Annotated in this window: 19 protein-coding genes; 15 read left to right on the top strand and 4 right to left on the bottom strand. The window is 43.7% G+C overall.

The window, feature by feature from the left end:
- The first annotated feature begins 129 nt into the window (after positions 1-129).
- From prfB to ACQKIC_RS13490, 9 genes are all read left to right on the top strand, one after another.
- Positions 130-1,228, top strand: a protein-coding gene (gene prfB / locus ACQKIC_RS13530) for a peptide chain release factor 2 (RefSeq protein ID WP_402870630.1) whose coding sequence is annotated in 2 segments (ribosomal slippage) — positions 130-201 and positions 203-1,228 — 1,098 coding nt in all. Because the reading frame shifts where the segments join, the coding sequence is not laid out codon by codon here.
- A 172-nt stretch (positions 1,229-1,400) separates the two neighbouring features.
- Positions 1,401-2,264, top strand: a complete 864-nt coding sequence (locus ACQKIC_RS13525; RefSeq protein WP_402954594.1) for a YitT family protein — start codon at positions 1,401-1,403, stop codon at positions 2,262-2,264.
- A 53-nt stretch (positions 2,265-2,317) separates the two neighbouring features.
- Complete coding sequence (cccB, locus tag ACQKIC_RS13520; RefSeq protein ID WP_402870636.1) at positions 2,318-2,662, top strand: cytochrome c551; 345 nt, start codon at positions 2,318-2,320, stop codon at positions 2,660-2,662.
- A 276-nt stretch (positions 2,663-2,938) separates the two neighbouring features.
- Positions 2,939-3,625 carry a cell division ATP-binding protein FtsE gene (gene ftsE, locus ACQKIC_RS13515; protein ID WP_402870638.1) on the top strand — a complete coding sequence of 229 codons (687 nt, stop codon included), beginning with the start codon at positions 2,939-2,941 and terminating at the stop codon, positions 3,623-3,625.
- A complete protein-coding gene (gene ftsX / locus ACQKIC_RS13510) occupies positions 3,615-4,508 on the top strand; it encodes a permease-like cell division protein FtsX (protein WP_402870641.1) in 894 nt (297 codons plus the stop codon). Before ftsE ends, ftsX begins: the two co-directional genes overlap by 11 nt.
- Before the next feature lie 113 nt (positions 4,509-4,621).
- Positions 4,622-5,995, top strand: a complete 1,374-nt coding sequence (locus ACQKIC_RS13505) for a murein hydrolase activator EnvC family protein (protein WP_427591439.1) — start codon at positions 4,622-4,624, stop codon at positions 5,993-5,995.
- A 130-nt stretch (positions 5,996-6,125) separates the two neighbouring features.
- Complete coding sequence (locus tag ACQKIC_RS13500) at positions 6,126-7,550, top strand: S41 family peptidase (protein ID WP_427591438.1); 1,425 nt, start codon at positions 6,126-6,128, stop codon at positions 7,548-7,550.
- Positions 7,551-7,749: 199 nt separating this feature from the next.
- Entirely contained in the window at positions 7,750-8,943 is a 1,194-nt protein-coding gene (locus ACQKIC_RS13495; protein WP_427591437.1) for a PDZ domain-containing protein, read from the top strand.
- A 129-nt stretch (positions 8,944-9,072) separates the two neighbouring features.
- Complete coding sequence (locus tag ACQKIC_RS13490) at positions 9,073-9,486, top strand: hypothetical protein (RefSeq protein WP_427668653.1); 414 nt, start codon at positions 9,073-9,075, stop codon at positions 9,484-9,486.
- Positions 9,487-9,556: 70 nt separating this feature from the next.
- Here ACQKIC_RS13490 and ACQKIC_RS13485 read toward each other — a convergent pair whose 3' ends face one another.
- The 3 genes from ACQKIC_RS13485 to ACQKIC_RS13475 all read right to left on the bottom strand — a co-directional run bounded on the left by ACQKIC_RS13485 (position 9,557) and on the right by ACQKIC_RS13475 (position 14,350).
- Positions 9,557-10,090: a YceI family protein gene (locus tag ACQKIC_RS13485; protein ID WP_402954577.1), complete on the bottom strand. Its 534-nt coding sequence runs from the start codon at positions 10,088-10,090 to the stop codon at positions 9,557-9,559.
- A gap of 162 nt (positions 10,091-10,252) precedes the next feature.
- A complete protein-coding gene (locus ACQKIC_RS13480) occupies positions 10,253-12,445 on the bottom strand; it encodes an MMPL family transporter (protein WP_427591435.1) in 2,193 nt (730 codons plus the stop codon).
- Between the two features lie 174 nt (positions 12,446-12,619).
- Positions 12,620-14,350, bottom strand: a complete 1,731-nt coding sequence (locus tag ACQKIC_RS13475; protein ID WP_427591434.1) for an SH3 domain-containing protein — start codon at positions 14,348-14,350, stop codon at positions 12,620-12,622.
- 353 nt (positions 14,351-14,703) lie between these two features.
- Between ACQKIC_RS13475 and ACQKIC_RS13470 the strand changes: the two genes are divergently transcribed.
- The 5 genes from ACQKIC_RS13470 (at position 14,704) to ACQKIC_RS13450 (ending at position 23,078) form a co-directional block, all read left to right on the top strand.
- Positions 14,704-16,281 carry a catalase gene (locus ACQKIC_RS13470; protein ID WP_427591433.1) on the top strand — a complete coding sequence of 526 codons (1,578 nt, stop codon included), beginning with the start codon at positions 14,704-14,706 and terminating at the stop codon, positions 16,279-16,281.
- A gap of 148 nt (positions 16,282-16,429) precedes the next feature.
- Positions 16,430-16,660: a DUF2198 family protein gene (locus ACQKIC_RS13465; RefSeq protein WP_402870665.1), complete on the top strand. Its 231-nt coding sequence runs from the start codon at positions 16,430-16,432 to the stop codon at positions 16,658-16,660.
- 219 nt (positions 16,661-16,879) lie between these two features.
- Positions 16,880-18,865 carry an excinuclease ABC subunit UvrB gene (uvrB, locus tag ACQKIC_RS13460; RefSeq protein WP_402870668.1) on the top strand — a complete coding sequence of 662 codons (1,986 nt, stop codon included), beginning with the start codon at positions 16,880-16,882 and terminating at the stop codon, positions 18,863-18,865.
- Between the two features lie 6 nt (positions 18,866-18,871).
- Positions 18,872-21,751 (top strand): excinuclease ABC subunit UvrA, encoded by a 2,880-nt coding sequence (gene uvrA / locus ACQKIC_RS13455; RefSeq protein WP_403079587.1) that lies wholly within the window; start codon positions 18,872-18,874, stop codon positions 21,749-21,751.
- A gap of 226 nt (positions 21,752-21,977) precedes the next feature.
- Positions 21,978-23,078: a DUF4097 family beta strand repeat-containing protein gene (locus ACQKIC_RS13450; RefSeq protein WP_427591432.1), complete on the top strand. Its 1,101-nt coding sequence runs from the start codon at positions 21,978-21,980 to the stop codon at positions 23,076-23,078.
- A gap of 46 nt (positions 23,079-23,124) precedes the next feature.
- Here ACQKIC_RS13450 and ACQKIC_RS13445 read toward each other — a convergent pair whose 3' ends face one another.
- On the bottom strand, positions 23,125-23,802 hold the full coding sequence (locus ACQKIC_RS13445; RefSeq protein WP_427591431.1) for an N-acetylmuramoyl-L-alanine amidase: 678 nt from the start codon (positions 23,800-23,802) through the stop codon (positions 23,125-23,127).
- A 185-nt stretch (positions 23,803-23,987) separates the two neighbouring features.
- Here ACQKIC_RS13445 and hprK point away from each other — a divergent pair, with 185 nt between their 5' ends.
- Positions 23,988-24,923, top strand: coding sequence for an HPr(Ser) kinase/phosphatase (gene hprK / locus ACQKIC_RS13440; protein ID WP_402870680.1), 936 nt, complete (start codon positions 23,988-23,990; stop codon positions 24,921-24,923).
- Positions 24,924-24,927: the final 4 nt, after the last annotated feature.

The raw sequence follows: 24,927 nt of genomic DNA, 5'->3' as shown, positions 1-24,927 counted from the left end.
AACTTACCGCCTCTTTTCATGTTTCGTTTATGAAAGCGGACTGGATGCATATCGTTTTGAAGAGGTATATTTGCATGAAGCAAATCCCGATACGGGATTTTTTTTAACATACTAATGAGGTGAATAGAAATGGAAATGGCAGAAATCAGAAACGAATTAGAAAGAACAGCGCAACGATTAACGGACTTTAGGGGGTCTCTTTGACTTAGATGAAAAAGAGGCACGCATTGCACAACTAGAAAATGAGATGACGCATCCTGACTTTTGGAATGATCAACAAAAGGCTCAAGGTGTCATCAATGAAACAAACGCATTGAAAGAACAAGTCGACCAATTGGCCGAGTTGAATGATTCATATGAAAATCTCGATTTGACGTATGAACTGGTCAAAGAAGAGAATGATGAAGATCTTATGACGGAGTTAGTGGAAGAAATCACGATTCTTTCCCAAAAGATGAATGACTTTGAACTACAGCTTCTACTAAGTGAAGAGTATGATTCGAAAAATGCCATTCTGGAACTGCATCCTGGTGCAGGCGGAACAGAGTCCCAAGATTGGGGTTCCATGTTGCTACGCATGTACACTAGATGGGGCGAAAAAAGAGGATTCAAGGTGGAAACCCTTGATTACCTTCCAGGTGATGAAGCGGGAATCAAGAGTGTAACGCTCCTATTCAAAGGCCATAACGCTTATGGCTATTTGAAAGCGGAAAAAGGCGTGCACCGTCTTGTCCGGATTTCTCCTTTCGATTCATCAGGCCGCCGTCATACTTCTTTCGTATCATGCGAAGTCATGCCGGAATTCGATGAAACGATTCATATAGATATCCGTACGGAAGATTTGAAAATCGATACGTACCGGGCAAGTGGCGCCGGCGGTCAGCATATTAACACGACTGACTCAGCTGTCCGGATTACCCATTTACCAACGAATACGGTCGTAACGTGTCAAAATGAGAGATCGCAAATCAAAAACAAGGCCCAAGCGATGAATATGCTGAAAGCCAAATTATATCAACTTGAGATCGAACAGCAACAAGCCGATTTGGATGAAATCCGCGGTGAACAGAAGGAAATTGGCTGGGGAAGCCAAATCCGCTCTTACGTCTTCCACCCTTATTCCATGGTAAAGGATCACCGTACAAGTGCGGAGACCGGGAACCTTGGAGCAGTGATGGATGGGGATATCGATATGTTCATCGATGCTTATTTACGTTCTAAATTATAAGAGGTATGAATCGAACCGGATCTTATTCGGTTCGATTTTTTTTGTACAACATTTCAATTCATTAGTCCTTTACCACGTCATCTGGCTGTTATTTACAGGAAATGAACAGGGATGCTATACTACTTTCGGTTAAGACTAATTAAATAAGAAGGATTATGAGGAGACAACCAGAATGAGAAAGAGATATCGGGAGCCAAAGCACCCTTTGATACAAATTTTGATGGAATATGGTCTAGTGTTGATAGGGTCAGGCATCATCGCGATTGGGTTCAATGTATTTCTTCTACCGAACCAGGTCGCTTCAGGCGGGGTCAGCGGAATCAGCACGATTCTATATACCACGCTAGGTTGGGAACCAGCGTATGTTCAGTGGGCATTTAATATTCCTTTATTCATTGCCGGACTTATTGTACTTGGAAGGAATTTTGGTGCAAAAACGTTCATCGGAACGTTATTTTTACCGTTTGTCGTCTTCCTGACAAAGGATTGGGAACCATGGACGAACGATGCATTACTCGGGTCACTTTGTGGCGGTATCCTGGTCGGATTAGGATTGGGCATAGTCTTTCGCGGGAAGGCTTCTACCGGGGGAACGGATTTAGCGGCCCAAATCATTCATAAGTATACCAATTTGTCATTGGGGACATGTGTGGCAATCATTGACGGCCTCATCGTATTGAGCGCGGCCATTGTTTTTGATATTGAAAAAGGGCTGTATGCCTTGATCAGCTTATATGTCACAAGTAAGACCATCGACCTTATCCAAGTTGGATTCAACCGTTCCAAGATGGCATTAATTATCACGAATAATGAACCTGAAGTTAGGGATGCTATTATACATGAGCTAGACCGCGGTGTTACACGGATTTCCGGGCATGGCGGCTATACGGACGATTCCCGTCCGATTTTAATGTGTGTCATCGATCAATCTGAATTCACCAAATTGAAACAATTGGTCAAAGTCGTTGACCCTAAAGCATTCGTGATCGTCATGGATGCCTCAGAAGTACTTGGAGAGGGTTTTAAACTCGATTGAGATTGGTATAATGTTTCTGTACTGGTAGACTTAAGAAGAAGGGGGCTTGTCCAATGAAAAAGAAATGGTTAGCTTTACTATTAGGTACATCTCTTGCGCTTACTGCTTGCGGGGGGAATGACGATAATAACGCAGATAAAGAACCGGCAACGGATACTAATGAAACGACCACTGCTGGTGCCGGTGATGCAGCCAAGATTTATGAAAATAAATGTTCAAGTTGTCATGCTGTGAATCTTGAAGGCGGCGTAGGCCCAAATTTGACGGAAGTCGGTTCGCGTTTGTCGAAAGATGAAATTGAGCAAATCATCTTGAAAGGCCAAGGTGGAATGCCAAAAGGTGTCATCATTGGTGATGATGCATCAAAAGTAGCCGATTGGCTTTCCGAACATAAGTAACATTTCTACCGAAACGTCCTCCTTTAGGCTGGACGTTTCATCCATCCTCTTCATAAAATCTCCTATTATTTCCATTCATTTTTCCGTATACTAGATAGATAGTCTTACCTCACTCTTTGAAATGAAACTGTAATATTTTTATGCTTAATTTGACAAACTTTGATGTTATAATGTTCCTGTGCTTAAAACGAAATGATTCCTGTCGTTATTTAAAAAATGCTGTCGAAAAAAACGCTTTTAATAGATAAGTTAACAAGCAAATTAGGTGGTTTTAGAATGATAGAGATGATAGATGTCAAAAAGACCTATTCCAATGGCGTCATAGCCATTAATGGGTTAAATGTTAAAATACAACCAGGCGAGTTTGTTTATGTAGTGGGTCCAAGTGGTGCCGGAAAATCGACCTTCATCAAAATGATGTATCGGGAAGAAAAGCCGACAAGTGGAAATATCTTGGTTAATGGTGTCAGCCTACCAAAAATCCGCAATTCGAAAGTTCCTCTATTTCGCCGTAATATCGGGATGGTCTTCCAGGATTTTAAACTCCTTCAAACTTTCACAGTCTATGAAAATGTTGCCTTTGCAATGGAAGTCATCGAAAAAGAACCTGAAGTCATTAAAAAGAGAGTCATGGAAGTTCTCGATCTAGTTGGGATTAAGCATAAAGCCAGAATGCGTCCTGCAGAGTTATCAGGTGGAGAACAACAAAGGGTTGCGATTGCCCGTTCGATCGTCAATGACCCCAAGGTGGTTATTGCCGATGAACCTACAGGGAATCTGGATCCTGAAACATCATGGGAAATCATGAGCATATTTGAAGAAATAAACAAGCGCGGAACGACACTTATCATGGCTACGCACAATAAAGATATTGTTAATAACTTTAAACGTCGTGTAATTGCCATTGAAGGTGGAAAAATCGTTCGCGATGAACATAGAGGTGAATACGGATATGAAATTTAGAACACTCGTCCGTCACTTCCGTGAAAGCTTTAAAAACATTGGTCGTAATGGTTGGATGACGTTTGCATCAGTAAGTGCTGTAACAGTTACTCTAACATTGGTTGGCGTTTTTTTAGTGATTATGATGAATTTGAATCATATCGCGGGTAATGTCGAAAACGATGTCGAAATTCGTGCGCATATTGATAATGCAGCGAGTAAAGAGGATATACAAGCAATCAGCAAGCAGATAACGAGTATAGGTGGAATTGATAGTGTTGTCTTCTCCCCTAAGGATGAAGAGCTCACCAATTTAATTGATGATCTAGGCGATAATGGAGATGCCTTTAAACCATTTGAACAAGACAACCCTTTACGGGATGTTTATATCATTAAAACGAAAACACCTCAAGATGTGATCAAGGTAGCTAAAGAAATCGAAAGCATCAATTATATTCAAAGCGTTAAATATGGACAAGGTTATGTTGAAAACCTATTCAGTTTTGTCGAAATTGCTAGAAATATCGGGATTGTACTTATCGTAGGGTTGCTTTTCACAGCCATGTTCCTCATCTCGAATACGATTAAAATTACGATTGTGGCTAGGAAAAAAGAAATCGAGATCATGAGATTGGTAGGGGCAACAAACAACTTCATTCGTTGGCCATTCTTCTTAGAGGGACTCTGGTTAGGAATCCTTGGTTCTGTCGTGCCTATCGCCCTGATTTCAGTACTCTACTACAATCTGTTCAATTATATATCACCACAGATTACGTTTAAATTCGTAGACTTTTTACCAGCAAGTCCATTCATTTACCAAGTGTCGGCGATTCTTATCATCATGGGCGCCGTGATTGGAATATGGGGAAGCTTAATGTCCGTTAGAAAATTCTTAAAAGCATAAGCGAACAAACTTTACAATTCTTTTACACTCGAAATACGAAGAAGAAATTCATTCAAAATAGAGAGACGTTGCATGGCACGAGTTGTAACGAGATTGAAAGGGGAAATGGAACATTGAAAAAGAATATTATCGCGGTGAACGCGACAATCATGATTGGCTTGGGGAGCATTTTGGCTGCTCCTTCAGCTTTTGCTGAATCCATTTCAGACTTAGAGCAAAAGAAGGCATCTATACAGGAAAAACGTTCGGGTGTTGAAGCGGACATTTCCACTACCTCAGAAAAAATCAATAACCTCCAGAATAAACAACTGACGGCTGAGGAGCAAATCGCTGCCATTGATGCGAAAATTGCAGAATCAGCAAAGAAAATTGATGCGAAAAATGCTGAAATCACTCAAACAAAAGAAGAAATTGAAGTATTGAAAGCAGAAATTATAGTGTTGCAAGAACGTATCGCTAAGCGTAACGACGTTCTGAAGGAACGTGCCCTTTCCTTCCAGGAGTCCGGTGGAGATTTGAATTATGTGGAAGTATTGTTCGGATCATCTAGTTTTAGCGATTTAATTGACCGTGTAGGAGCTGTTGCAGCCATTGCAGAAGCCGATCGCGAGATTTTGAAACAACATGAGCTGGATAAAAAAGAGCTTGAAGAAAAACAAAAGGCCGTAGAAACGAAGCTTGCTAGTTTAGAAGTGGCTAAAGCTCAACTTTTACAAATCCAAAATCAACAAAAACAGCAGAAAGAACAAAAAGCTGCGTTAGTTAAGAAATTAAAGAAACAAACGAAAAAAGAAGAAGAAAATAAAATGGGCTTAGAGGAAGAAAAGGCGAACCTTGCTGCTCAAGAAACAGCCATCAAGTCAGCCATCGACTTAGAGAAGAATCGTCTAGCTGAATTAGAAGCAGCTCGTAAAAAAGCAGCAGCTGAAGCGAAAAAACGTGCAGAACAAGAAGCAGCAGCACAAGCAGCGCAAGCAGCTCAAGCGAAAAAACAAGCTCCTTCCCATTCTAACTCTAGTTCTAATAGCAGTTCATCCTCTTCATCATCACAAGCTCCGGCTAGTGTAAGTTCTGCACCGGCTGTATCGTCAGGAACATTTACAAGACCAAGTGCAGGTTATGTATCTTCGACAATGGGCGAGCGTTGGAACAAACAGCATGCCGGCATTGATATTGCTGCAAGCGGAACCGTGCCTGTTGTAGCGGCAGCAGACGGAGTCGTTAGCCGATCATATTTCTCCTCTTCATATGGTAATGTTGTTTTTGTTTCTCATAGAATTAATGGACAAACGTGGACAACGGTTTATGCACATTTAAGTTCAAGACAAGCTAGTGATGGTGCAGTCGTTGCCAAAGGTCAACAAATTGGGATCATGGGGAATACCGGACATTCCTATGGACAGCATTTACACTTTGAGCTTCACAAAGGGGAATGGAATTACAGCAAGTCCAATGCAGTCAATCCATTAAGCTACATACCTAACTAATACCCAATATATGAATCATAAAACAGACCAGGATCACATCCTGGTCTGTTTTTTTGCTCTGTTCAAAAGCATATTTACCTGAAACTACTCATATAGTGAAAAACATATCGAGGTAGAAAAGGGGATAAATATGGTCAAAAAATGGGTAATTCCTCTGGCAATCATGATGTCATTAGTTATTGGGGCAGCGGGGGGCATGTATTGGACAAGCACCCAGGATAAACACGAGATGAAACAGGAAAGCCAAGAGGGCATAAAAGATCAGGAGTGGGCAAAAGTGGAACAAGCTTATGGGTTGATCGTGAGCCAGTATGTTGAACAGGTAGACGGCTCAAAGCTCATCGAAGGTGCCATTCAAGGCATGCTGACAACATTGAAGGATCCATACTCGGTATATATGGACAAGGAGACAGCAAAGCAGTTCAATGAGACCTTGGATTCCTCATTTGAGGGGATTGGTACGGAAATCGGGATGGAGGACGGTAAGGTCATCATTGTCTCTCCCTACAAGGACTCCCCGGCTGAAAAGGCAGGATTAAAGCCGAAGGACCAAATCCTAAAGGTGAATGGGGAAAGTGTCGAAGGGTTGGACCTCTATGAAACTCGGTTGAAGATCCGTGGGAAAAAGGGTTCTCCAGTCAAAATGGAAATAAAACGTGCCGGTGTATCCAATCCGATCGAATTCAATATGGTTCGTGCTGAAATTCCATTGGACACGGTTTTTTCTTCGACCAAGGAAGTAGCGGGTGAGGAAATCGGGTATGTGGAGCTGACCACATTCTCGGAAAATACCGCATCGGATTTTAAAAAGCAGTTGAAGGAACTTGAGAAGAAGGGAATCGAAGGGCTGGTGATCGATGTCCGGGGGAACCCGGGCGGTCTCCTTTCAAGTGTGGAAACGATTTTAGGCGAGTTTATTACGAAAGATAAACCATATTTGAAAATAGCTGAAAGAACGGGTGAGACGCAATCCTTTTTCACCGAGCTGAAGAAAAAGAAGGACTACCCCATTGCCGTCCTGACGGATAAAGGCAGTGCCTCGGCCTCGGAGATCCTTGCCGGTGCCATGGAGGAGGCCGGGGGATACCCGCTGATTGGCGAGAAGACGTTCGGTAAAGGGACGGTTCAACAGGCAGTCCCAATGGGAGATGGTAGCAATATCAAGCTTACGCTGTACAAGTGGCTGACACCATCTGGTAACTGGATTCACAAAAAGGGAATCGAACCGACGATTGAAGTCAAGCAACCAGTGTACTTCAACGCCCATCAGTTAACCATCGAAAAGGTATTGAAGCGGGATATGACAGACGACCAAATTCAGTATGCGCAAACGATCCTAAAAGGGATCGGTTTTGAAACAGGGCGTGAGGATGGGTACTACGATTGGAATACAGAGATTGCGGTCAAGGCTTTTCAGAAGCAGTATGGGATGAAAGCGACTGGTAAGTTGGATGCTAAGACCGCAGCTAAGCTAGAAACCGTCATCTTGGAAAAAATTCAGGATGAAGATAATGATATTCAGCTACGGACGGCTTTGAATTATTTGGCGAAATAGAAGAAGGAGGCAACGCCCATAGGGGTGTTGCCTTTTTACTTGGCAGGAAAGGGGATAATTTCATTTCATCTATTAGAGCGGATACAGTTTTTTCTACATCTTAATAGGCAGAAAGCTGACATATTTGATAGAATAGGAAGTAACTGACTAGAACGATTGATACATACTTTTAATCACTTATAGGGATGGTGGAGAGAAATTGACAACGGATTGGCTTATTGATTGCTTAATAGGATTGGGAAAACTCTTCCTTCATCCATTGCTTTACGTTTCCATTGCTTATTGTTTATTCATCGGCTATCTTCGGGTTAAACGGGAGCGCCGTGATTTCAATACGAAGATTTATAGGAAAACCATGGAGCTTCGGGCTTTGCTTCTACAGGGAATCGTCACTGGGGTGATTCTGTCACTCCTCGCGCTGGTGTCTGGCCTTGTCATACCGATGGCGGCGGTGGTCATCATGGCGGCAGTCTCGGTCCTAGCCGTCTTGACCATGAAAAGGAGACTGGTATCATCTGTTTATACGTTGGGTGTCACGTTCTTTATCCTTTTCTTTCTAAATGGTAAGGATATGCCACTTCCTATTTTCACGGATGCATTTGACCAACTGAATCAATCGGTTTATCCGACACTTGTGATATTGATTGGGCTTTTGTTGATTGCGGAAGGTTTTCTTATCGTTAAGAAAGGCAGTAAAAAGGCATCACCGCAGTTAGAGGTTTCAAAGCGCGGGCAGCCGATTGGCGTTTATGTTTCGCAACGTATTTGGCTGATTCCGATGTTCGTATTGATTCCTGGAGGAGAACTGCCCGTTCTTTTTGACTGGTATCCCGTATTCTCCATTGGTGAAGTGTTCGTTTCTCCAATTGTTCTGCCATTTTTGATTGGATTTAGGCAGAAGGTTCATGGATCGCTTCCGGAACAGGCAATTAAGGCCCTAGGTAAGCAGGTAGGGACACTTGGCATATTGATTACAGTCTTGGCGGTCGTGAGCTACTGGTATCCACTATTGGCAATCATAACAGCTGTTTTAGCGATCCTTGGACGGGAATTCATCCATTATGCGCAAAAGAATTTGGACGAAAAGCAACCGTTTTACTTTTCGAAAAGCAAGCTTGGCGTCCAGATTCTAGGCGTTATCCCTGAATCGCCAGCTGACAAGATGGGATTGGTCAAGGGTGAAATCATCTCAAAGATCAATGGCGTTGTCGTCAGGGAAGAGGAAGAGCTGTACCGGGCGCTGCAAAAGAACCGGGCCTATTGTAAGCTAGAGGTAATCGGCATCAATCAGCAAATGCGCTTTGTGCAACGGGCCTTATTTGAAGGGGAGCATTATGAATTGGGCATCCTTTTTGTGGATGATCAATTGAAAGAGAGTGGCCAAGCAGGATAGAAACGGCCGGATCTTTCTGAATAGTAACTGAAACCACTTAGATGATAGATCTAGGTGGTTTCTTATATGGGTAGACGAAATGAAAAGTGAAGGTGCGAATAGGATATGACGATGAAGATGAAGAGTATTTTGACAGTATTATTATGCTTGTTCTTATATGGATGTCAACCAGGTGGGAAAGACGGGAGAAAGGAAAGTTCTGCCCCCGTTGACCTTATAGGGGAGTGGCATGGGGAAGAAATGAGTTTAGATGGAAATCGTTATACAGGATTTTACGCGTTTGACATCGAGAAAAATGGGAGATTTTCTTTGTATGATGCTGAAGCGGGGAACCCGGGCATCCAAGGAGAGATTACACAATATGATGGGGAATCTCTGAAATTGAAGACAGGGGATGAAGCAGATTTTGATGTACCTGCAGAATGGGCAGGATTAAAGCATTCCGATACTCTGTTGTATGAAATAAAAGGGGAAAAATTATATATGAGTTACAAAGATAAACAGGATAAGCATACGCTGGTTTTTTCTAAATTCAGTTATTGAACGATTTTTCACAGGAAACCCCCAAAAGGCAGGTTGCTCTGCTCATTGGGGGGGTTATTAATGAAACATTTTACGCTTCTCTTGCGGCTTCGATATCAATGGAAATGGTGATTTGATCTCCAATCAGTACCCCGCCCGTTTCCAGGGCAGCATTATAGGTTAAACCATAGTCGCTGCGTTTCACCTTGCCTTTGCCACTGAATCCTGCTTTTTCCGTACCCCATGGATCTTTTCCTTGCCCTTCGAATGTCATAACGAATGTTTCTTCTTTTGTCACTCCATGAAGTGTGACATCACCGGTTACGGCATACTCATCGTCATCCGTTTTTTTGATGTCTGTAGCTTTAAATATCAGTTCCGGGTTCTTTTCAACGTCAAAGAAGTCAGCAGAACGCAGGTGGTTATCACGGTCTGTATTACGAGTGTCAATGCTGGACAAATCGACGGTGAAATCAATTTCCGCTGTTGTTAGGTCGGTTGGGTCTGCAGAAATGTTGGCGTCAAATTTATTGAAACTTCCTTTTACTTTTGCAATCATCATGTGTTTTACAGAAAACTCTATGGCGCTGTGTGTAGGGTCGACTATCCATTTTGTTTTAGCCATTTTGTATATTCCTCCACTTCATATATCTTTAATTTGAGATAATTTAACATATTGTAATTATATGAGCTGGGGGTTCCAGAGTCAAACGTTTTTTCCTTTATTTAGAAAATGCAAAAAAACCTGTGCCGCATGTGTGCGGACACAGGTTTAAGAAAGAAACTCTTAGTTAGAACGTTCTTTTTCTTCGTGAATCGGGGCTTTACTTGGCCAGAAAGCATAGCGACCAAGCAGAGCGGTAATCGCCGGCACTAGGAATGGGCGAACGATGAATGTGTCCATCAGTACACCGAGTGCGGTAATGAGTCCGAATTGGACAAGCACTTGAATCGGCAACGTAGCGAGCACAGAGAATGTAGCTGCCAAGATGATACCGGCTGAAGTGATGACGCCACTTGTTTCGGTTACACCTTCTCTTATGGCTTGCTTGATTGGCATCGTCTTCTTCTTGCGCCATATGCTGGATACCATAAAGATGTTGTAGTCTTCTCCTAGGGCGACAAGGAATACGAATGAATACAACGGAATCGTGCCTTCAATTGCATCCACACCCATGAAGTGGTGAAGGATGATCCAGCCTAAGCCCATAGCGGCAAAGAAGGAAAGGATAACCGTTCCCATTAAGTAAGCCATGGCTGTTACGGAACGAAGGTAGGCTAACAGTAGCAATGAAATCAAGACGATGATGATTGGGAAAACCAAGAATTCATCCGCCTTAACCGTTTCGCGTTTATCGTGTTGCTCGGCTGTCTGGCCGCCAATCCATACTTTTTCATCAACGGATGAGATCTTCGCATCTTTCAGTTCTTTTTCTACGGAGCTGCGTATATCTGGAATGGCGTCGATTGCTTTTGTATCGTATGGGTTGATATTGAATTTGACTTCATAGGATTGTAAATCCTTATTGGTCTCACTCCTTACCGGTTCTGAGACACTTCCAATCAGGCTCATATCCTTCAGGGAATCCGTTAAATCGATATCCTTACCATCCGTATCGACGACGACTGTTGCCGGTGCAAGTTCACCAGGAGAGTAGGCATCGGAAATGACGGTATATCCTTCACGAGAGTTGATGTCTTCTGGGAATGAAGAGAGGATATCATAGGAATATTTTATTTGTGATGAATAGCTAGCTAATAGGCCGAAAAGAATCAGACAAGTAAGGATGACGGTCCACGGCTTGGCTGTAACGATATTCCCAATCCATTTTCCAATGCGTCCGCCTTCTTTGTGTATCTTGACGGGTTTGCCCTTTTTCTTCGCGCGTGCTTCTTCCATTTCGGGTGTACGTGGAACGATCGGGAAGAAAGAGGCCCGGCCGAAAACGGAAAGTAGTGCAGGAACGAGAGTTAAGGCAGCGATCATCATGATTAATATGGATAAGCTGAATGGTACGGCGAAACGATGATAAGCACCATATTGAGCCACGAGCAATGTTAATAGGGAGACGACGATCGTCAGACCGCTCATCGCAATGGCGCCTGAAGAATCTTTAAAGGCAGCCATCATGGCTTCTCGTTTGCTTTCGTGTCTTCTCAATTCACTACGGTAGTGGGATATCAAGAATAAACAATAATCGGTTCCCGCCCCGAATAGCAATACGGTCATAATCGAAATGGCCTGCGCATCGACTGTAATCCAGCCGTGGTCTGCCATGAATCCTAGGATAGGACTTGTGACAAGGTAAGCGAAACCGACCCCGATTAATGGAATGATCGCTAAAAGTGGTGAGCGATAAATAAGTAATAAGACGACAAGAACGAGTATAACCGTCGCCAGAAGTAATTGAATATCGGCACCGGCAAATAATCCAGTCGCATCGACGGAGATCCCGACAGGACCCGTTACACGAAGGGACAGATCTTCAGAGTCGATTTTAACCTTTGAAGGGTCCGTACCGACGCGTTCGGTTACTAACTTATTGATGCGTTCAATATTTTTTTCCAAAACGGCTGTCCCGGCACTTTCCTCAAAGAAGAGGGGCTGTACGAAAGTCGTACCATCTTCAGAAACAGAGCCCTTTAGTGCGGGCAGTGGAGCATTATGAAGAGGAGGTAAGAAGGATTGCTGTTTTAAGGGACTTTCTGTAAGCTCTTTGGAAAGGTTTTGAATCTCAGCTAAATCTGCATCAGTCAGTCCACCCTCCCGATGCCATGTAAGCAAGGCAGGTATCCCTGAGGAATTAGGGAATTCTTTTTTTATCAGTTCATCCGCTACGACAGAATCTGAGTCTGCAGGTAAATCAGTAGGAACATTTTCCGTTTTATCGTTCACTGCCGGTAACGTGAAGGTTAACAGCACTGTCGCAATAATCCAGATGGCGATGACAACCCAACGGCTGATTGTTCCGGTCATCATTTTGCTTAATCTTCCTAATATGTTCAATGAAGGCACCTCACTTTTAAAATTTTTATCATAATCCACTCTTAATTATAAAGGGGAAACATTCCTATTTGCAAAACTGGGTATGCGGTTTCTTGAATTTCTAAAAAAGCTTTGGAAGGTAAATCCCTCCAAAGCTTTTTTGATTTATTAAAATAAATTGAAGTATTTCTTCAACCCATTAAAGATACCAGTGACAGCCGTGTCTTGATAGGCGCTCGTGGCAATGAGCTTTTCTTCTTCCAAATTGGAGATGAACCCTAATTCAAGTAATATCGCAGCTTGCTTGTTATCCCGGATGACCTGGAAGTTCCCCGTTTTGGCACCACGGTCCCTCAATTTTGTTTCTTTAATGATTTCAGCTTGTACGGTTTGTGCGAGCTCTTTTTCATTGACATTCGATGCTAGATAAAATGTTTCAATGCCGTTGGCTGAGCTGGGACCAGCATTATAGTGAATGCTGATAAAGACATCGGGTTTGTTGGCCTGGCTGATTTCCACTCGCTTACTTAAAGAGGGATACGTATCGCCTGTTCGTGTCATGACGACTTTTGCACCGGCCTCCTCCAATTTGGCTTTCAACTTTTTAGCCGTGGAAAGAGTTAAATCCTTTTCCCGATTATTTTTCCCGGATGCCCCAGGGTCAGACCCGCCATGCCCCGGATCAAGGACGATCACTTTGCCTTTAAATCCATCACTCGGTTTGGTCTTCGATAGATACGTGAGGGAGGCCCACCCTACCAAACCGGATTGTGTTTCGACCTTGCCCCAATCTCCTTGTGTTTCCGTCACTATGACACTATCACTTCTATCGATGGCCCCTAGTATTTTATACGTTGCCGAAGGTCCATTGCGAATGTTCAACGAGTCGGAAATGACATAGTATTTGGTTGGCTTGGTTTTGACCAGTTCTTCTTTCATAGGTGCTTCTACTTTAGGTGGTGTGGTTGTTACTGGTTTTGTTTCTTTCGGCTTGGTTTTTGCTAGATAGGTAAGGGAAGCCCAACCTGTTTTCCCGGAAGCCGTTTTGATTCTTCCCCATTTGTCTTTCTCTTCATAAAGCGTGACAGCCTCCCCTTTTTTTAGAGTGGTGACCTTGTCAGCCTTTGAGTTACCCGATTTCCTTACGTATAGCTCGGCAGCTGTTACATAGTAAGTCGTTTCCTTAACGGCTGAAGGAGATGCAGTAGGTTTTTTCTTAGATAGATAGGTTAAGGAAGCCCATCCGGTCACGCCGGAAGCCGTCTTCACGTTTGCCCAGTTACCCGATTTTTTAATATAGGTAACGGCAGCGCCCTTATTGATCGTCGCCAGCTTCTTTGACGTGGTATTGGCAGACTTACGGACATACAATGAACTGGCTGTAACATAGTACTTGGTTGTGCTGACAGCTGCCGGTTTAGCGGTGGCTGTAGGCTTGGAACTAGATATGTATGTTTTAGAAACCCAACCGGTTTTCTTTTTGGAAGATACATAGATTTGTAGCCAATTGCCTTTGGTCGATTTAATTTCTACAACGGTTTCTTTAGGTAAGGTTGCGAGAGCCTTGCTGCTTGTATTATTTGATTTTCTTAATACTAACGAGGAAGCTGTCACATACCCTAACTCGTCCAAATACGTGGTGGAAACCCAGCCCGTTAGTTTTCCATATTTGATTTTCGACCATCCGGATTTTTGTGAAGAGATGGTCACTTCTTTTCCTTTTTTAATTAGGCCCAGAGATTTTGCCGTGGTCTTAGGCTGTTCTCTTATATGGAGGGAACTAGCTGTAACTTTGGCCGTTTTGGAAGCGGCCTGAACTTGATCGGTGGCGTGTGGATACGAGAAAATCGTCAAAAAAACCAAGGTTGCTGCAAATAAGGTGATTATTCTTCTTTTCATTAAAGCTCGCTCCTTTAAATTATGCTGAAATAATCGAATGGCTATGGTTCATCCAGAGGTTGGGTCAGAATAACCCTTGGTAAGTGAATATAAGTGCATATATACTGCGGAGATGCCTTCATTGGAGTAATCTCCATGATTTTTATCGGTATCATTGGCGATAGTGTGAAGGAGATTTATTAATAATAGTACAATATACTCACATCAATTAGTAGGTGTTTTTTGGAACTTTTTGTAGGTAATTAGAACGTAATTTACATTAATTGAAGAATTTTGAATTAATATGAGTGAAGTTTGAGGAATTGGGGATGTTAGTTGGAGTGATGGATGATATTTACAAAGGAGGAAATTTAGTGTCTGATCAACCGAAAGAGACGAATAATGAATCGGAAGAAACCTTGACCAACCGACAAGGGCACCCCATAACGAATAATCAAAGCATCCGGACTGTTGGAAACAGGGGACCAAGTACATTAGAGAACTACGACTTCCTGGAAAAGATGAGTCACTTCGATAGAGAGCGGATTCCGGAGCGGGTGGTACATGCACGAGGTGCAGGTGCACATGGATATTTTGTTCCTACAGGCAAGGCGGGAGACGAGCCGGTTTCTAAATATACGAGAGCAAAGGTCTTTCAAGAAGCGGGTAAAAAAACACCGGTCTTCGTCAGGTTTTCTTCGGTCATTCATGGGGGAACCTCCCCTGAAACATTACGTGACCCTCGTGGATTTGCCGTTAAGTTTTATACGGAAGATGGAAACTGGGATTTAGTAGGGAACAACCTCAAAATATTCTTTATCCGCGACGCCATGAAATTTCCCGATTTGATCCATGCCTTCAAACCCGACCCTGTTACAAACATTCAGGATGGCAGAAGGATTTTCGATTTCTGCTCAAGTTCTCCGGAAACCTTCCATATGATCACCTTCTTATTTTCGCCTTGGGGCATTCCGGCTAGCTACCGCATGATGCAAGGTTCCGGGGTCAATACGTATAAGTGGGTGAATCAAGAGGGGGAAGCAGTCCTGGTCAAGTACCATTGGGAACCAAAGCAAGGGATCAAAAACTTGACGCAGAAAGAAGCGAATGAGATTCAGTCGACGAATTTCAATCATGCTACACAGGATTTATATGAAGCAATCGAAAGTCGGGATTACCCAGAATGGGATTTAAATGTACAAATCATGAGTGATGATGCCCATCCTGAACTGGATTTCGATCCATTGGATGATACGAAGATTTGGCCAAAGGACCAATTCCCATGGCTACATGTCGGCACGATGGTTTTGAATAAGAACCCGGAAGATTATTTCACTGAAGTCGAGCAGGTTGCTTTTGGAACGGGAGTCCTTGTAGACGGGTTGGATTTCTCGGATGATAAGATGCTCCAAGGCCGCACATTCTCGTATTCGGATACACAACGTCATCGCGTAGGGGCAAATTATCTGCAACTGCCGATCAATGCACCGAAAAAACGGACGGCGACTAATCAAACGGGCGGCCAAATGCAGTATGAAGTGGGGAGAGGAAACCAAAGTCCTCATATCAACTACGAACCATCGACTGTAGGCGGATTGAAAGAGGCTGAGCAGACGGGTAAAGAGTATACCCCTTTTGTGGAGGGCAAACTGGTCCGTGAAACGATAGATCGCCAAAGCAACACGAAACAAGCAGGTGAAACGTATCGTGAATTCGAGGATTGGGAAAGGGACGAATTGATCTCCAATCTAGTGGATGCACTCGCACCTGCCGATCCACGCATTCAAGAGAAGATGATTGCCCTTGCTGAAGAGGCCGATAAAGATTATGGCCGTCGTTTGAAAGAAGGATTTGCGGCAGCTTCCCAACATACCGAGTCTTCCAAACCAATGGGTGGTACGGACAATCCAGAGGAAGCGGTCGAAAAAGGTCATGACGCCGATCCATATTAATAGGATGCAAAAAGTGAACTCCCTTCCTTGAAGGGGGTTTCCCTTTTGTATACCGCTTGTTCGTTTTGCAGGAAATAGATTGGCAAAAAACCAAGGAATCATTTAAACTGTAACTACTCTATTTTTCTCTTACAAAGGAGATGAAAAAATGATTAAATTTCTTTCAGCCCTTCTATTACCCGGTCTTCTAGTCATGCTATTTTCAAGGGTCACCTATAACTATATTGTAGGTCTTATACTAACGGTTGCATTGATCGCCGCTTCCGCATATAAAGGTTATACACATACGAACTTATTAATAATCATTGATGCACTATCACTGACGGTGGGTTTCTGGTTATCAAAAAGAATGATGAAACGAACAGCCAAGAGCGCCTAATTTATAGAGGTGCTTTTTTTGTCTCGATTTCTATGAAAAGGACTCTTTGACCTGCTAGGTTATAAAACGCGAAACAGAATGTTTGTTCGCTTTTCGGTGGTTTGTTTTGAGGATATTGTGGTAGAATGTGTATATATAGTTCTTTAAACGGAATAAATAGAAGGAATAAATCATATCCCTTTTTTCATATAAAACTAATTCAGTAGGAGGCCATGCTTGGTGAAGGAAACGTTTGAGTTAGTCTCAAAATATTCTCCACAGGGAGATCAGCCAGCGGCGATAGAAAAGCTTGTTGCTGGCATAAAAGAAGGAAAGAGTATGCAGACGCTGCTTGGTGCGACAGGGACAGGGAAAACATTCACTGTCTCCAATGTCATCCAACAAATCAATAAGCCTACCCTTGTCATTGCCCATAACAAAACGTTGGCAGGGCAGCTTTACAGTGAGTTCAAAGAGTTTTTCCCCAATAATGCGGTTGAGTACTTTGTCAGCTATTACGATTACTATCAGCCAGAAGCCTATGTGCCTTCCACTGATACTTTCATAGAGAAAGATGCCAGTATCAATGATGAAATCGATAAACTCCGCCACTCGGCGACATCCTCTTTGTTCGAACGGGAAGATGTCATCATCATCGCCAGTGTATCCTGTATTTATGGGTTAGGTTCCCCGGAAGAATACAGGGAGATGGTGGTATCGCTGCGTACTGGTATGGAGATAGACAGAAATGCACTGCTGCATAAACTTGTAGATATTCAATATGAGAGAAATGATATTGCCTTTCAACGTGGAACGTTCAGGGTCCGCGGAGACGTAGTTGAAATCTTCCCGGCCTCAAAAGATGAACACTGCGTTCGGGTCGAGTTTTTCGGGGACGAGATTGACCGAATTCGGGAAGTCGATGCCCTGACCGGCGAGATCACTGGTGAACGGGAACATATCGCCATCTTTCCGGCATCCCATTTCGTCACACGTGAAGAGAAACTGAATGTGGCGATTCAAAATATTGAAACGGAACTTGAAGAACGATTGGCAGAACTTCGTGAAGATGAAAAGCTTCTTGAAGCACAGCGATTGGAGCAACGGACCCGTTACGATTTGGAAATGATGCGGGAGATGGGTTTCTGTTCGGGTATCGAGAACTATTCCCGTCATTTAACCCTACGCCCCGCAGGAGCCACACCTTACACCTTGATTGACTATTTTCCGGAAGACTTCCTATTGATTGTCGACGAGTCACATGTGACCCTTTCACAGATCCGCGGCATGTTCAATGGCGATCAGGCTCGTAAGCAGGTATTGGTGGACCATGGATTCCGCCTGCCCTCTGCGAAAGATAACCGGCCACTCAGATTCGAGGAGTTTGAAAAGAAAGTCCATCAATCCATATTCGTTTCGGCAACTCCAGGACCATATGAATTGGAACATACACCGGAAATGGTCGAGCAAATTATCCGACCTACTGGATTGCTTGATCCCACCATTGAAGTGCGACCGATTGAAGGGCAGATTGATGACCTGATAGGTGAAATCCAGGAACGGGCTAAACGGGATGAACGGGTTTTAATTACGACATTGACGAAAAAGATGTCCGAGGATTTAACGGATTACCTGAAGGATATAGGAATCAAGGTTCAGTACCTTCATTCTGAGATAAAAACGTTGGAAAGAATTGAAATCATCCGGGAATTGAGGATGGGGAAATATGATGTCCTTGTCGGGATCAATCTTTTGCGGGAAGGACTGGATATCCCCGAAGTGTCCTTGGTGACCATTCTTGATGCTGATAAAGAAGGGTTCCTCCGCTCGGAACGTTCACTCATCCAAACGATGGGCCGTGCCGCCAGGAATGCAAACGGGCACGTCATCATGTATGCCGACCGGATAACGAATTCGATGGAACTGGCCATCAGTGAAACGACGCGCCGACGGGAAATTCAGGAAAAATTCAACAAAAAGCATGGAATCACACCACAGACCATCCAAAAGGATATCAGGGATTCCATCCGGGCTACACAAGTTGCTGAAGATGGGGAAGCGTATCAGGAAGATCCGGCTATCAAACTGTCTAAGCTTCCGAAAAAAGAGCGCGAAAAAGTGGTGGCAAGCATGGAAAAAGAAATGAAAGAAGCGGCAAAGGCACTGGATTTCGAACGGGCTGCCGAACTGCGTGATTTAATATTAGAGTTAAAAGCGGAAGGGTGACGAAACATGGCAATGGATAAAATTGTGATTAAGGGTGCAAGGACCAACAACCTCAAGAATATCGACGTCACGATACCGAGGGATAAGCTTGTAGTGCTAACAGGATTATCCGGTTCCGGGAAGTCGTCCTTGGCTTTTGATACGATATATGCGGAAGGACAAAGACGTTATGTCGAATCACTCTCGGCTTATGCCCGCCAATTCTTAGGGCAGGTGGATAAACCAGACGTGGATATGATTGAAGGGTTATCTCCTGCGATATCGATCGATCAGAAAACGACGAGCAAGAACCCTCGTTCCACTGTGGGAACCGTAACGGAAATTTATGATTATTTAAGATTGCTATATGCGAGGGTCGGCCGGCCGACTTGTCCGATCCATCATATCGAAATCAGTTCCCAGACGATTGAACAAATGGTTGACCGTATACTTGACTATCCGGAACGGACAAAGCTTCAAGTATTGGCACCACTCGTTTCAGGAAGAAAGGGAACACATGTGAAAGTGCTGGAAGAAGTGAAGAAACAAGGGTATGTCCGTGTGCGGATTGATGGGGAGATGTATGACCTCAGTGATGATATCACCCTTGAAAAGAATAAAAAGCATTCAATAGAAGTCATCATTGACCGGATCGTCATCAAAGAAGGAATCAGGGCAAGACTTGCAGATTCCTTGGAAAGCGCTTTGAAGCTTGGGGATGGCAAGGTCATTATAGATGTGATGGGCGAAGAAGAATTACTCTTCAGTGAGGATCATGCTTGCCCAATCTGTGGTTTTTCTGTTGGGGAGTTAGAGCCGAGGATGTTTTCTTTCAATAGTCCATTCGGGGCCTGTCCGGATTGTGATGGTTTGGGTGCAAGGCTTGAAGTGGACCGTGATCTGGTCATCCCGAATAAAGAGTTAAGTCTTCGCCAGCATGCCATAGCGCCATGGGAGCCGACGAGTTCTCAATATTACCCGCAGCTCCTTGAAGCTGTAGCGACTCATTATGACATCGATATGGATATCCCGGTCAAAGACCTTCCGGAAGAGAAACTGGAGAAAATCTTACTGGGATCTGGTAAGGATAAGATCTATTTCCGCTATAAAAATGATTTTGGAAGAGTGCAGGAAGGCCATATTCCGTTTGAAGGGGTTTTACGAAATATCGAACGGCGCTATAAGGATACGAACTCCGATTATATACGGGAGCAAATGCAGAAATACATGTCGGAGAATCCGTGTCCCACATGTAAGGGGCATCGATTGAAAAAAGAAAGCCTCGCTGTCCTCATTCAAGGTGTCCATATAAGCGAAACAACGGCTTTATCGGTTTCAGACTCCTTGCAGTTTTTCGATAACCTGGAGTTGACCGAAAAAGAAGCCGCGATTGCGAAGTTGATCTTACGGGAAATCCGCGAACGCCTTGGTTTCCTTGATAACGTCGGGTTGGATTATTTGACGTTAAGCCGGGCAGCAGGAACATTATCGGGTGGGGAAGCTCAGCGTATCCGGTTGGCTACCCAGATAGGTTCACGTCTGACGGGGGTGCTGTATATTTTAGATGAACCTTCCATCGGTCTGCATCAGCGTGATAATGACCGATTGATTGACACGCTAAAAAACATGCGTGAAATCGGCAATACGCTCATCGTGGTCGAGCATGATGAAGATACGATGCTTGCGGCAGATTATCTGATTGATGTGGGCCCGGGAGCAGGTGAACATGGTGGAGAAATCGTAGCTGCCGGCACCCCGGAAGAAGTCATGAATCATCCCCAATCATTAACGGGCCAATACCTTTCCGGAAAGAAGTTCATCCCTCTTCCGTTAGAACGCCGAAAAAACGACGGACGGTTCATTGAAATCAAAGGGGCTAAGCAAAATAACCTGAAAAACGTCAATGTTAAATTCCCACTTGGGGTGTTTACATCGGTCACTGGGGTTTCCGGTTCTGGTAAAAGTACGTTAGTGAATGAAATCCTTCATAAGTCTCTAGCGCAAAAACTGAACCGTGCCAAGGCTAGACCTGGGGAGTACCGTGAAATTAAAGGGATTGAACATTTAGATAAAGTGATTGATATTGATCAATCGCCAATTGGTAGGACACCTCGTTCTAATCCGGCCACCTATACAGGCGTGTTCGATGATATTCGTGACGTTTTTGCATCAACGAATGAAGCGAAAATCCGTGGGTATAAAAAAGGACGTTTCAGCTTTAATGTGAAGGGCGGCCGTTGTGAAGCCTGCCGTGGTGACGGAATTATTAGGATTGAAATGCATTTCCTTCCTGATGTCTATGTTCCATGTGAAGTCTGCCATGGAAAAAGGTATAACCGTGAAACACTGGAAGTGAAATATAAAGGGAAAAACATTTCTGATATCCTTGATATGACCGTCGAGGAAGGTGTCAGCTTCTTCGAAAATATCCCGAAAATCAAACGGAAAATACAAACGCTATTTGATGTGGGTCTAGGGTATATCAAGCTTGGGCAACCGGCAACCACACTTTCAGGCGGTGAAGCCCAGCGGGTGAAGCTCGCTTCCGAATTGCATCGCCGCTCCACTGGCCGTTCATTTTATATCTTGGATGAACCGACTACCGGTCTGCACGTCCATGATATCGCCAGGTTGCTTGAAGTCTTACAGCGACTTGTGGACAATGGGGATACCGTTCTCGTTATCGAGCATAATCTTGATGTCATCAAGGCATCGGACCATATCATTGATTTGGGTCCTGAAGGCGGAGATAAAGGCGGGACCATCGTAACCTACGGAACACCAGAGGACATTTGCGAAGTGCCTGAATCTTATACAGGGAAATACTTAAAGCCTGTGTTGACCCGTGATAAAATCCGGATGGAAAAATGGATCGAAGAAAAAGAACAAGAGCATGAACATGTTTAATAGCAAGCCAATTCGGCTTGCTTTTTGTAGAAATATGGCAGGTTCCTTTTAATTAATCAGTTGATTAAAATCAATTGAACTCCATTATTTCCGGGGAAATGTGTTCTTTCCCCTTTCAGAAATTGTCGCCACTCTTTGTCGATAAATGGAATTGGGATAATTATGAAACTTTTCACCTGTCTGGGCGTATGTATGTGTAAGGTACTCTAAGAAAGTGGGGATGTCTATGCAAGCGGAAAAACAGAGAATATTAGAGATGGTACAAGAAGGAAAGCTGACAGCTGTAGAAGCATTGAATCTGTTGGAGGAATTAGAAAAGGCTAGTTTGGAAAGTGATGCAAAAGAGCAGAAGTTGCAAAATGAGCTATCCACCGTTGTTGTCAATCAGAAAAGTGATGACAGTGCCCAGGATAGCTTCAAGAAGAATGTACAATCCTCTAAGGAAAAAATCTTAGGCTTCGTTGAAAGTGCATATAAAAAGATTAAAGAAACGGATTTGGATTTTAACTTTGGGAAATCAGTCGAGGTCAGTCATATTTTTCAACATGATTATGAGTACCTGGATGAAATCGATATCGATATCGCAAATGGGAAAGTGAAAATTGCAACATGGGACCAACAGGATGTACGAGTGGAATGTCTTGCTAAAGTGTATCGGGTGGAAGATATAGAAAAGGCGAGGGAGTCCTTCCTAGAGGAAGTTCACTTCGCAATCGACGCTGGGAAAATGAAGTTCAAGGTCCGTGAAAAGACGATGAAGGTCGATACGGTGTTGTATATACCGAGCAAGGCCTATGAAGACATTCAGGTTAGGCTGTTTAACGGTGCAATCACTACAGAATCCCTGACAGCAGAGAAACTTAAGGCCAAGACGGCAAATGGTGTCATCCATATCCAACAAGGGAAAGGTGAAACGTGCGAACTTGAAACGGGTAACGGAACCATCACCATTTCAGATACGAATTATGATGAGCTCGAGGCAGAAACATTAAATGGGGCAATTAATGCCGATGGGCACTTCAAGAAAATGGATGTTCAGTCCTTTAACGGGGAAATCGTCTGCAAGAATCAAGCGCAGGATTGTGAAGCAATCCATGCCAAATCGATTACTGGGAAGGTCCAGCTGATTTTGCCTCCAGGAAAGGCGATTGAAGGAGAGTTGAAGTCTAACTTAGGAAGTTTTAACGTAAGCTTAGAGGGAATGACCATCGTCGAAGAAAAAAGTGATGTGGTTCAAAAAGTGCTTAAGTTTAAAACGACTAGTTTTGATGATTCGGTCCTCCATGTATTCGCCGACACGAAAACGGCAGCCATCACGGTTTCTTAAAAGTAAAAAAAAGCGTAAGCCCGCCAGTTAGACTGACGGGCTTTGTTTATGTTTGCTTGGTAATGAAGGCATCATAACCATCTTTGGCCAACTTTTTGACAAGGGTTTCAGCTTTTTTCTTATCCGTGAAGGCTCCGATTTGGACTTTATACAGAATGGTGGAGGAGCCCTCGTTTTTAAGCTTATAATGGGCAAGGACACTTTTGGCGATGGACTCTCCGCATGTTTTCCGAAAGGCTTCCGTTTTTAAAAGGTAGGCCTCCTGTTGATTGGTCATGAACCCACATTCGATTAATAGTGCAGGGCATTTTGTTTCACGAAGAACCTGGAAGTTTGCCGTCTTCACTCCTCTGTTCTTCAATTGTGTGGCTTTTACCAAATCATGTTGGACCTTTTCGGCGAGGGAGAGCGATTCCTTCGGTTTAGAGGTATGAACATAAGTTTCAATCCCGTTTGCCTCATGCCATTTCCCTGATCCAGCGGCATTCGCATGGATGGAGAGGTATAGGTCAGCTCCGAGGGCATGGGATTTCCGGGTTCGTTCGCCAAGAGGGACGTCCCTTTCATCTTCGTGGGCGTAATAAACCGTGATGCCTTTTGATTTTTCTAGATAGTGTTTGATGAAGGCAGCCGTCTCGCGATTGAACTCATATTCCTTCATGCCATCGGGAGATCGCTTGCCGGGGGTCGTATAACCATGGCCGGCATCAAGTACGATTTTCATGTGTTATCCCTTCCTTTCGAAATCCTGTATTCTTCATTATAATCAAATGGGAAAGGGGTAAAGTAGCTTCCGGATAGGAAAAAAGAATAAATTGATCATGCGTGGTTTGGTTATTTACAGAATAATGCTAAAATGAAAAAGTATCGCTAAAAATAAACATCGCTCCAAAAAAGGAGGAAAGATATATGGCAAAAGTCCGTACAAAGGATGTAGTTGAAGCATTCGATCTTGAACTTATCAGTGGTGAAGAAGGCATCAACCGTCCAATCGTTACAAGTGACCTTTCTCGACCAGGATTAGAAATAGCTGGTTTCTTCGACTACTATCCTGCAGATCGCGTACAACTCCTGGGAATGACGGAGATGTCGTTCTTCAACCGTCTGAATGAGGCCGATCGAATTCAAAGGATGGAAGAACTATGTAGAGACTATACACCGGGAATCATCATCACTCGTGGGCAGGAAGTGCCTATCGAGTTGATTGAAGCATCGGAACGCGAGTCCGTTCCTGTCATGCGGTCCTCCATGAAGACAACGAGGTTATTCAGCCGTCTGACGAACTTTCTCGAAAGTAAATTAGCTCCCACTACAGCGATTCATGGCGTGTTAGTGGATATCTATGGATTGGGTGTACTGATTACCGGAAAAAGCGGGGTCGGTAAAAGTGAGACGGCGCTCGAACTGGTTAAACGTGGACATCGTCTTGTAGCCGATGATTGCGTCGAAATCCGCCAGGAAGATCAGGATATGCTTGTCGGGAATGCTCCGGATTTAATTGAGCACCTTCTTGAAATCCGGGGACTGGGCATCATCAATGTCATGACGTTATTTGGGGCCGGAGCTGTTCGGAGCCACAAGAAAATTTCCATCGTCATCAATCTGGAACTTTGGGAAAAGAATAAGCAATATGACCGGGTCGGTCTGGATGAAGAGACAATGAAAATCATTGATACAGAGATTACGAAAATCACCGTTCCGGTTCGTCCAGGACGAAATTTAGCTGTCATCATTGAAGTGGCCGCCATGAATTACCGGTTAAAACGCATGGGTGTTAATGCGGCGGAACAATTTTCGGATCGTTTAAATAATGCTATTGCCGATTCGGACAACGATGAATTTTAAGTAA

The sequence above is a fragment of the Peribacillus sp. NPDC046944 genome (assembly GCF_050272735.1).
Classification (GTDB): Bacteria; Bacillota; Bacilli; order Bacillales; family DSM-1321; genus Peribacillus.
This window is presented reverse-complemented; position numbering and strand designations above follow the sequence as displayed.

Bases quoted from the DNA above. Each gene is read 5' to 3' on its own strand.
- ACQKIC_RS13525 (WP_402954594.1), top strand. From the start codon at position 1,401: ATGAGAAAGAGATATCGGGAGCCAAAGCACCCTTTGATACAAATTTTG.
- cccB (WP_402870636.1), top strand. From the start codon at position 2,318: ATGAAAAAGAAATGGTTAGCTTTACTATTAGGTACATCTCTTGCGCTT.
- ftsE (WP_402870638.1), top strand. From the start codon at position 2,939: ATGATAGAGATGATAGATGTCAAAAAGACCTATTCCAATGGCGTCATA.
- ftsX (WP_402870641.1), top strand. From the start codon at position 3,615: ATGAAATTTAGAACACTCGTCCGTCACTTCCGTGAAAGCTTTAAAAAC.
- ACQKIC_RS13500 (WP_427591438.1), top strand. From the start codon at position 6,126: ATGGTCAAAAAATGGGTAATTCCTCTGGCAATCATGATGTCATTAGTT.
- ACQKIC_RS13485 (WP_402954577.1), bottom strand. From the start codon at position 10,090: ATGGCTAAAACAAAATGGATAGTCGACCCTACACACAGCGCCATAGAG.
- ACQKIC_RS13480 (WP_427591435.1), bottom strand. From the start codon at position 12,445: ATGATGACCGGAACAATCAGCCGTTGGGTTGTCATCGCCATCTGGATT.
- ACQKIC_RS13475 (WP_427591434.1), bottom strand. From the start codon at position 14,350: ATGAAAAGAAGAATAATCACCTTATTTGCAGCAACCTTGGTTTTTTTG.
- ACQKIC_RS13465 (WP_402870665.1), top strand. From the start codon at position 16,430: ATGATTAAATTTCTTTCAGCCCTTCTATTACCCGGTCTTCTAGTCATG.
- uvrA (WP_403079587.1), top strand. From the start codon at position 18,872: ATGGCAATGGATAAAATTGTGATTAAGGGTGCAAGGACCAACAACCTC.
- ACQKIC_RS13450 (WP_427591432.1), top strand. From the start codon at position 21,978: ATGCAAGCGGAAAAACAGAGAATATTAGAGATGGTACAAGAAGGAAAG.
- ACQKIC_RS13445 (WP_427591431.1), bottom strand. From the start codon at position 23,802: ATGAAAATCGTACTTGATGCCGGCCATGGTTATACGACCCCCGGCAAG.
- hprK (WP_402870680.1), top strand. From the start codon at position 23,988: ATGGCAAAAGTCCGTACAAAGGATGTAGTTGAAGCATTCGATCTTGAA.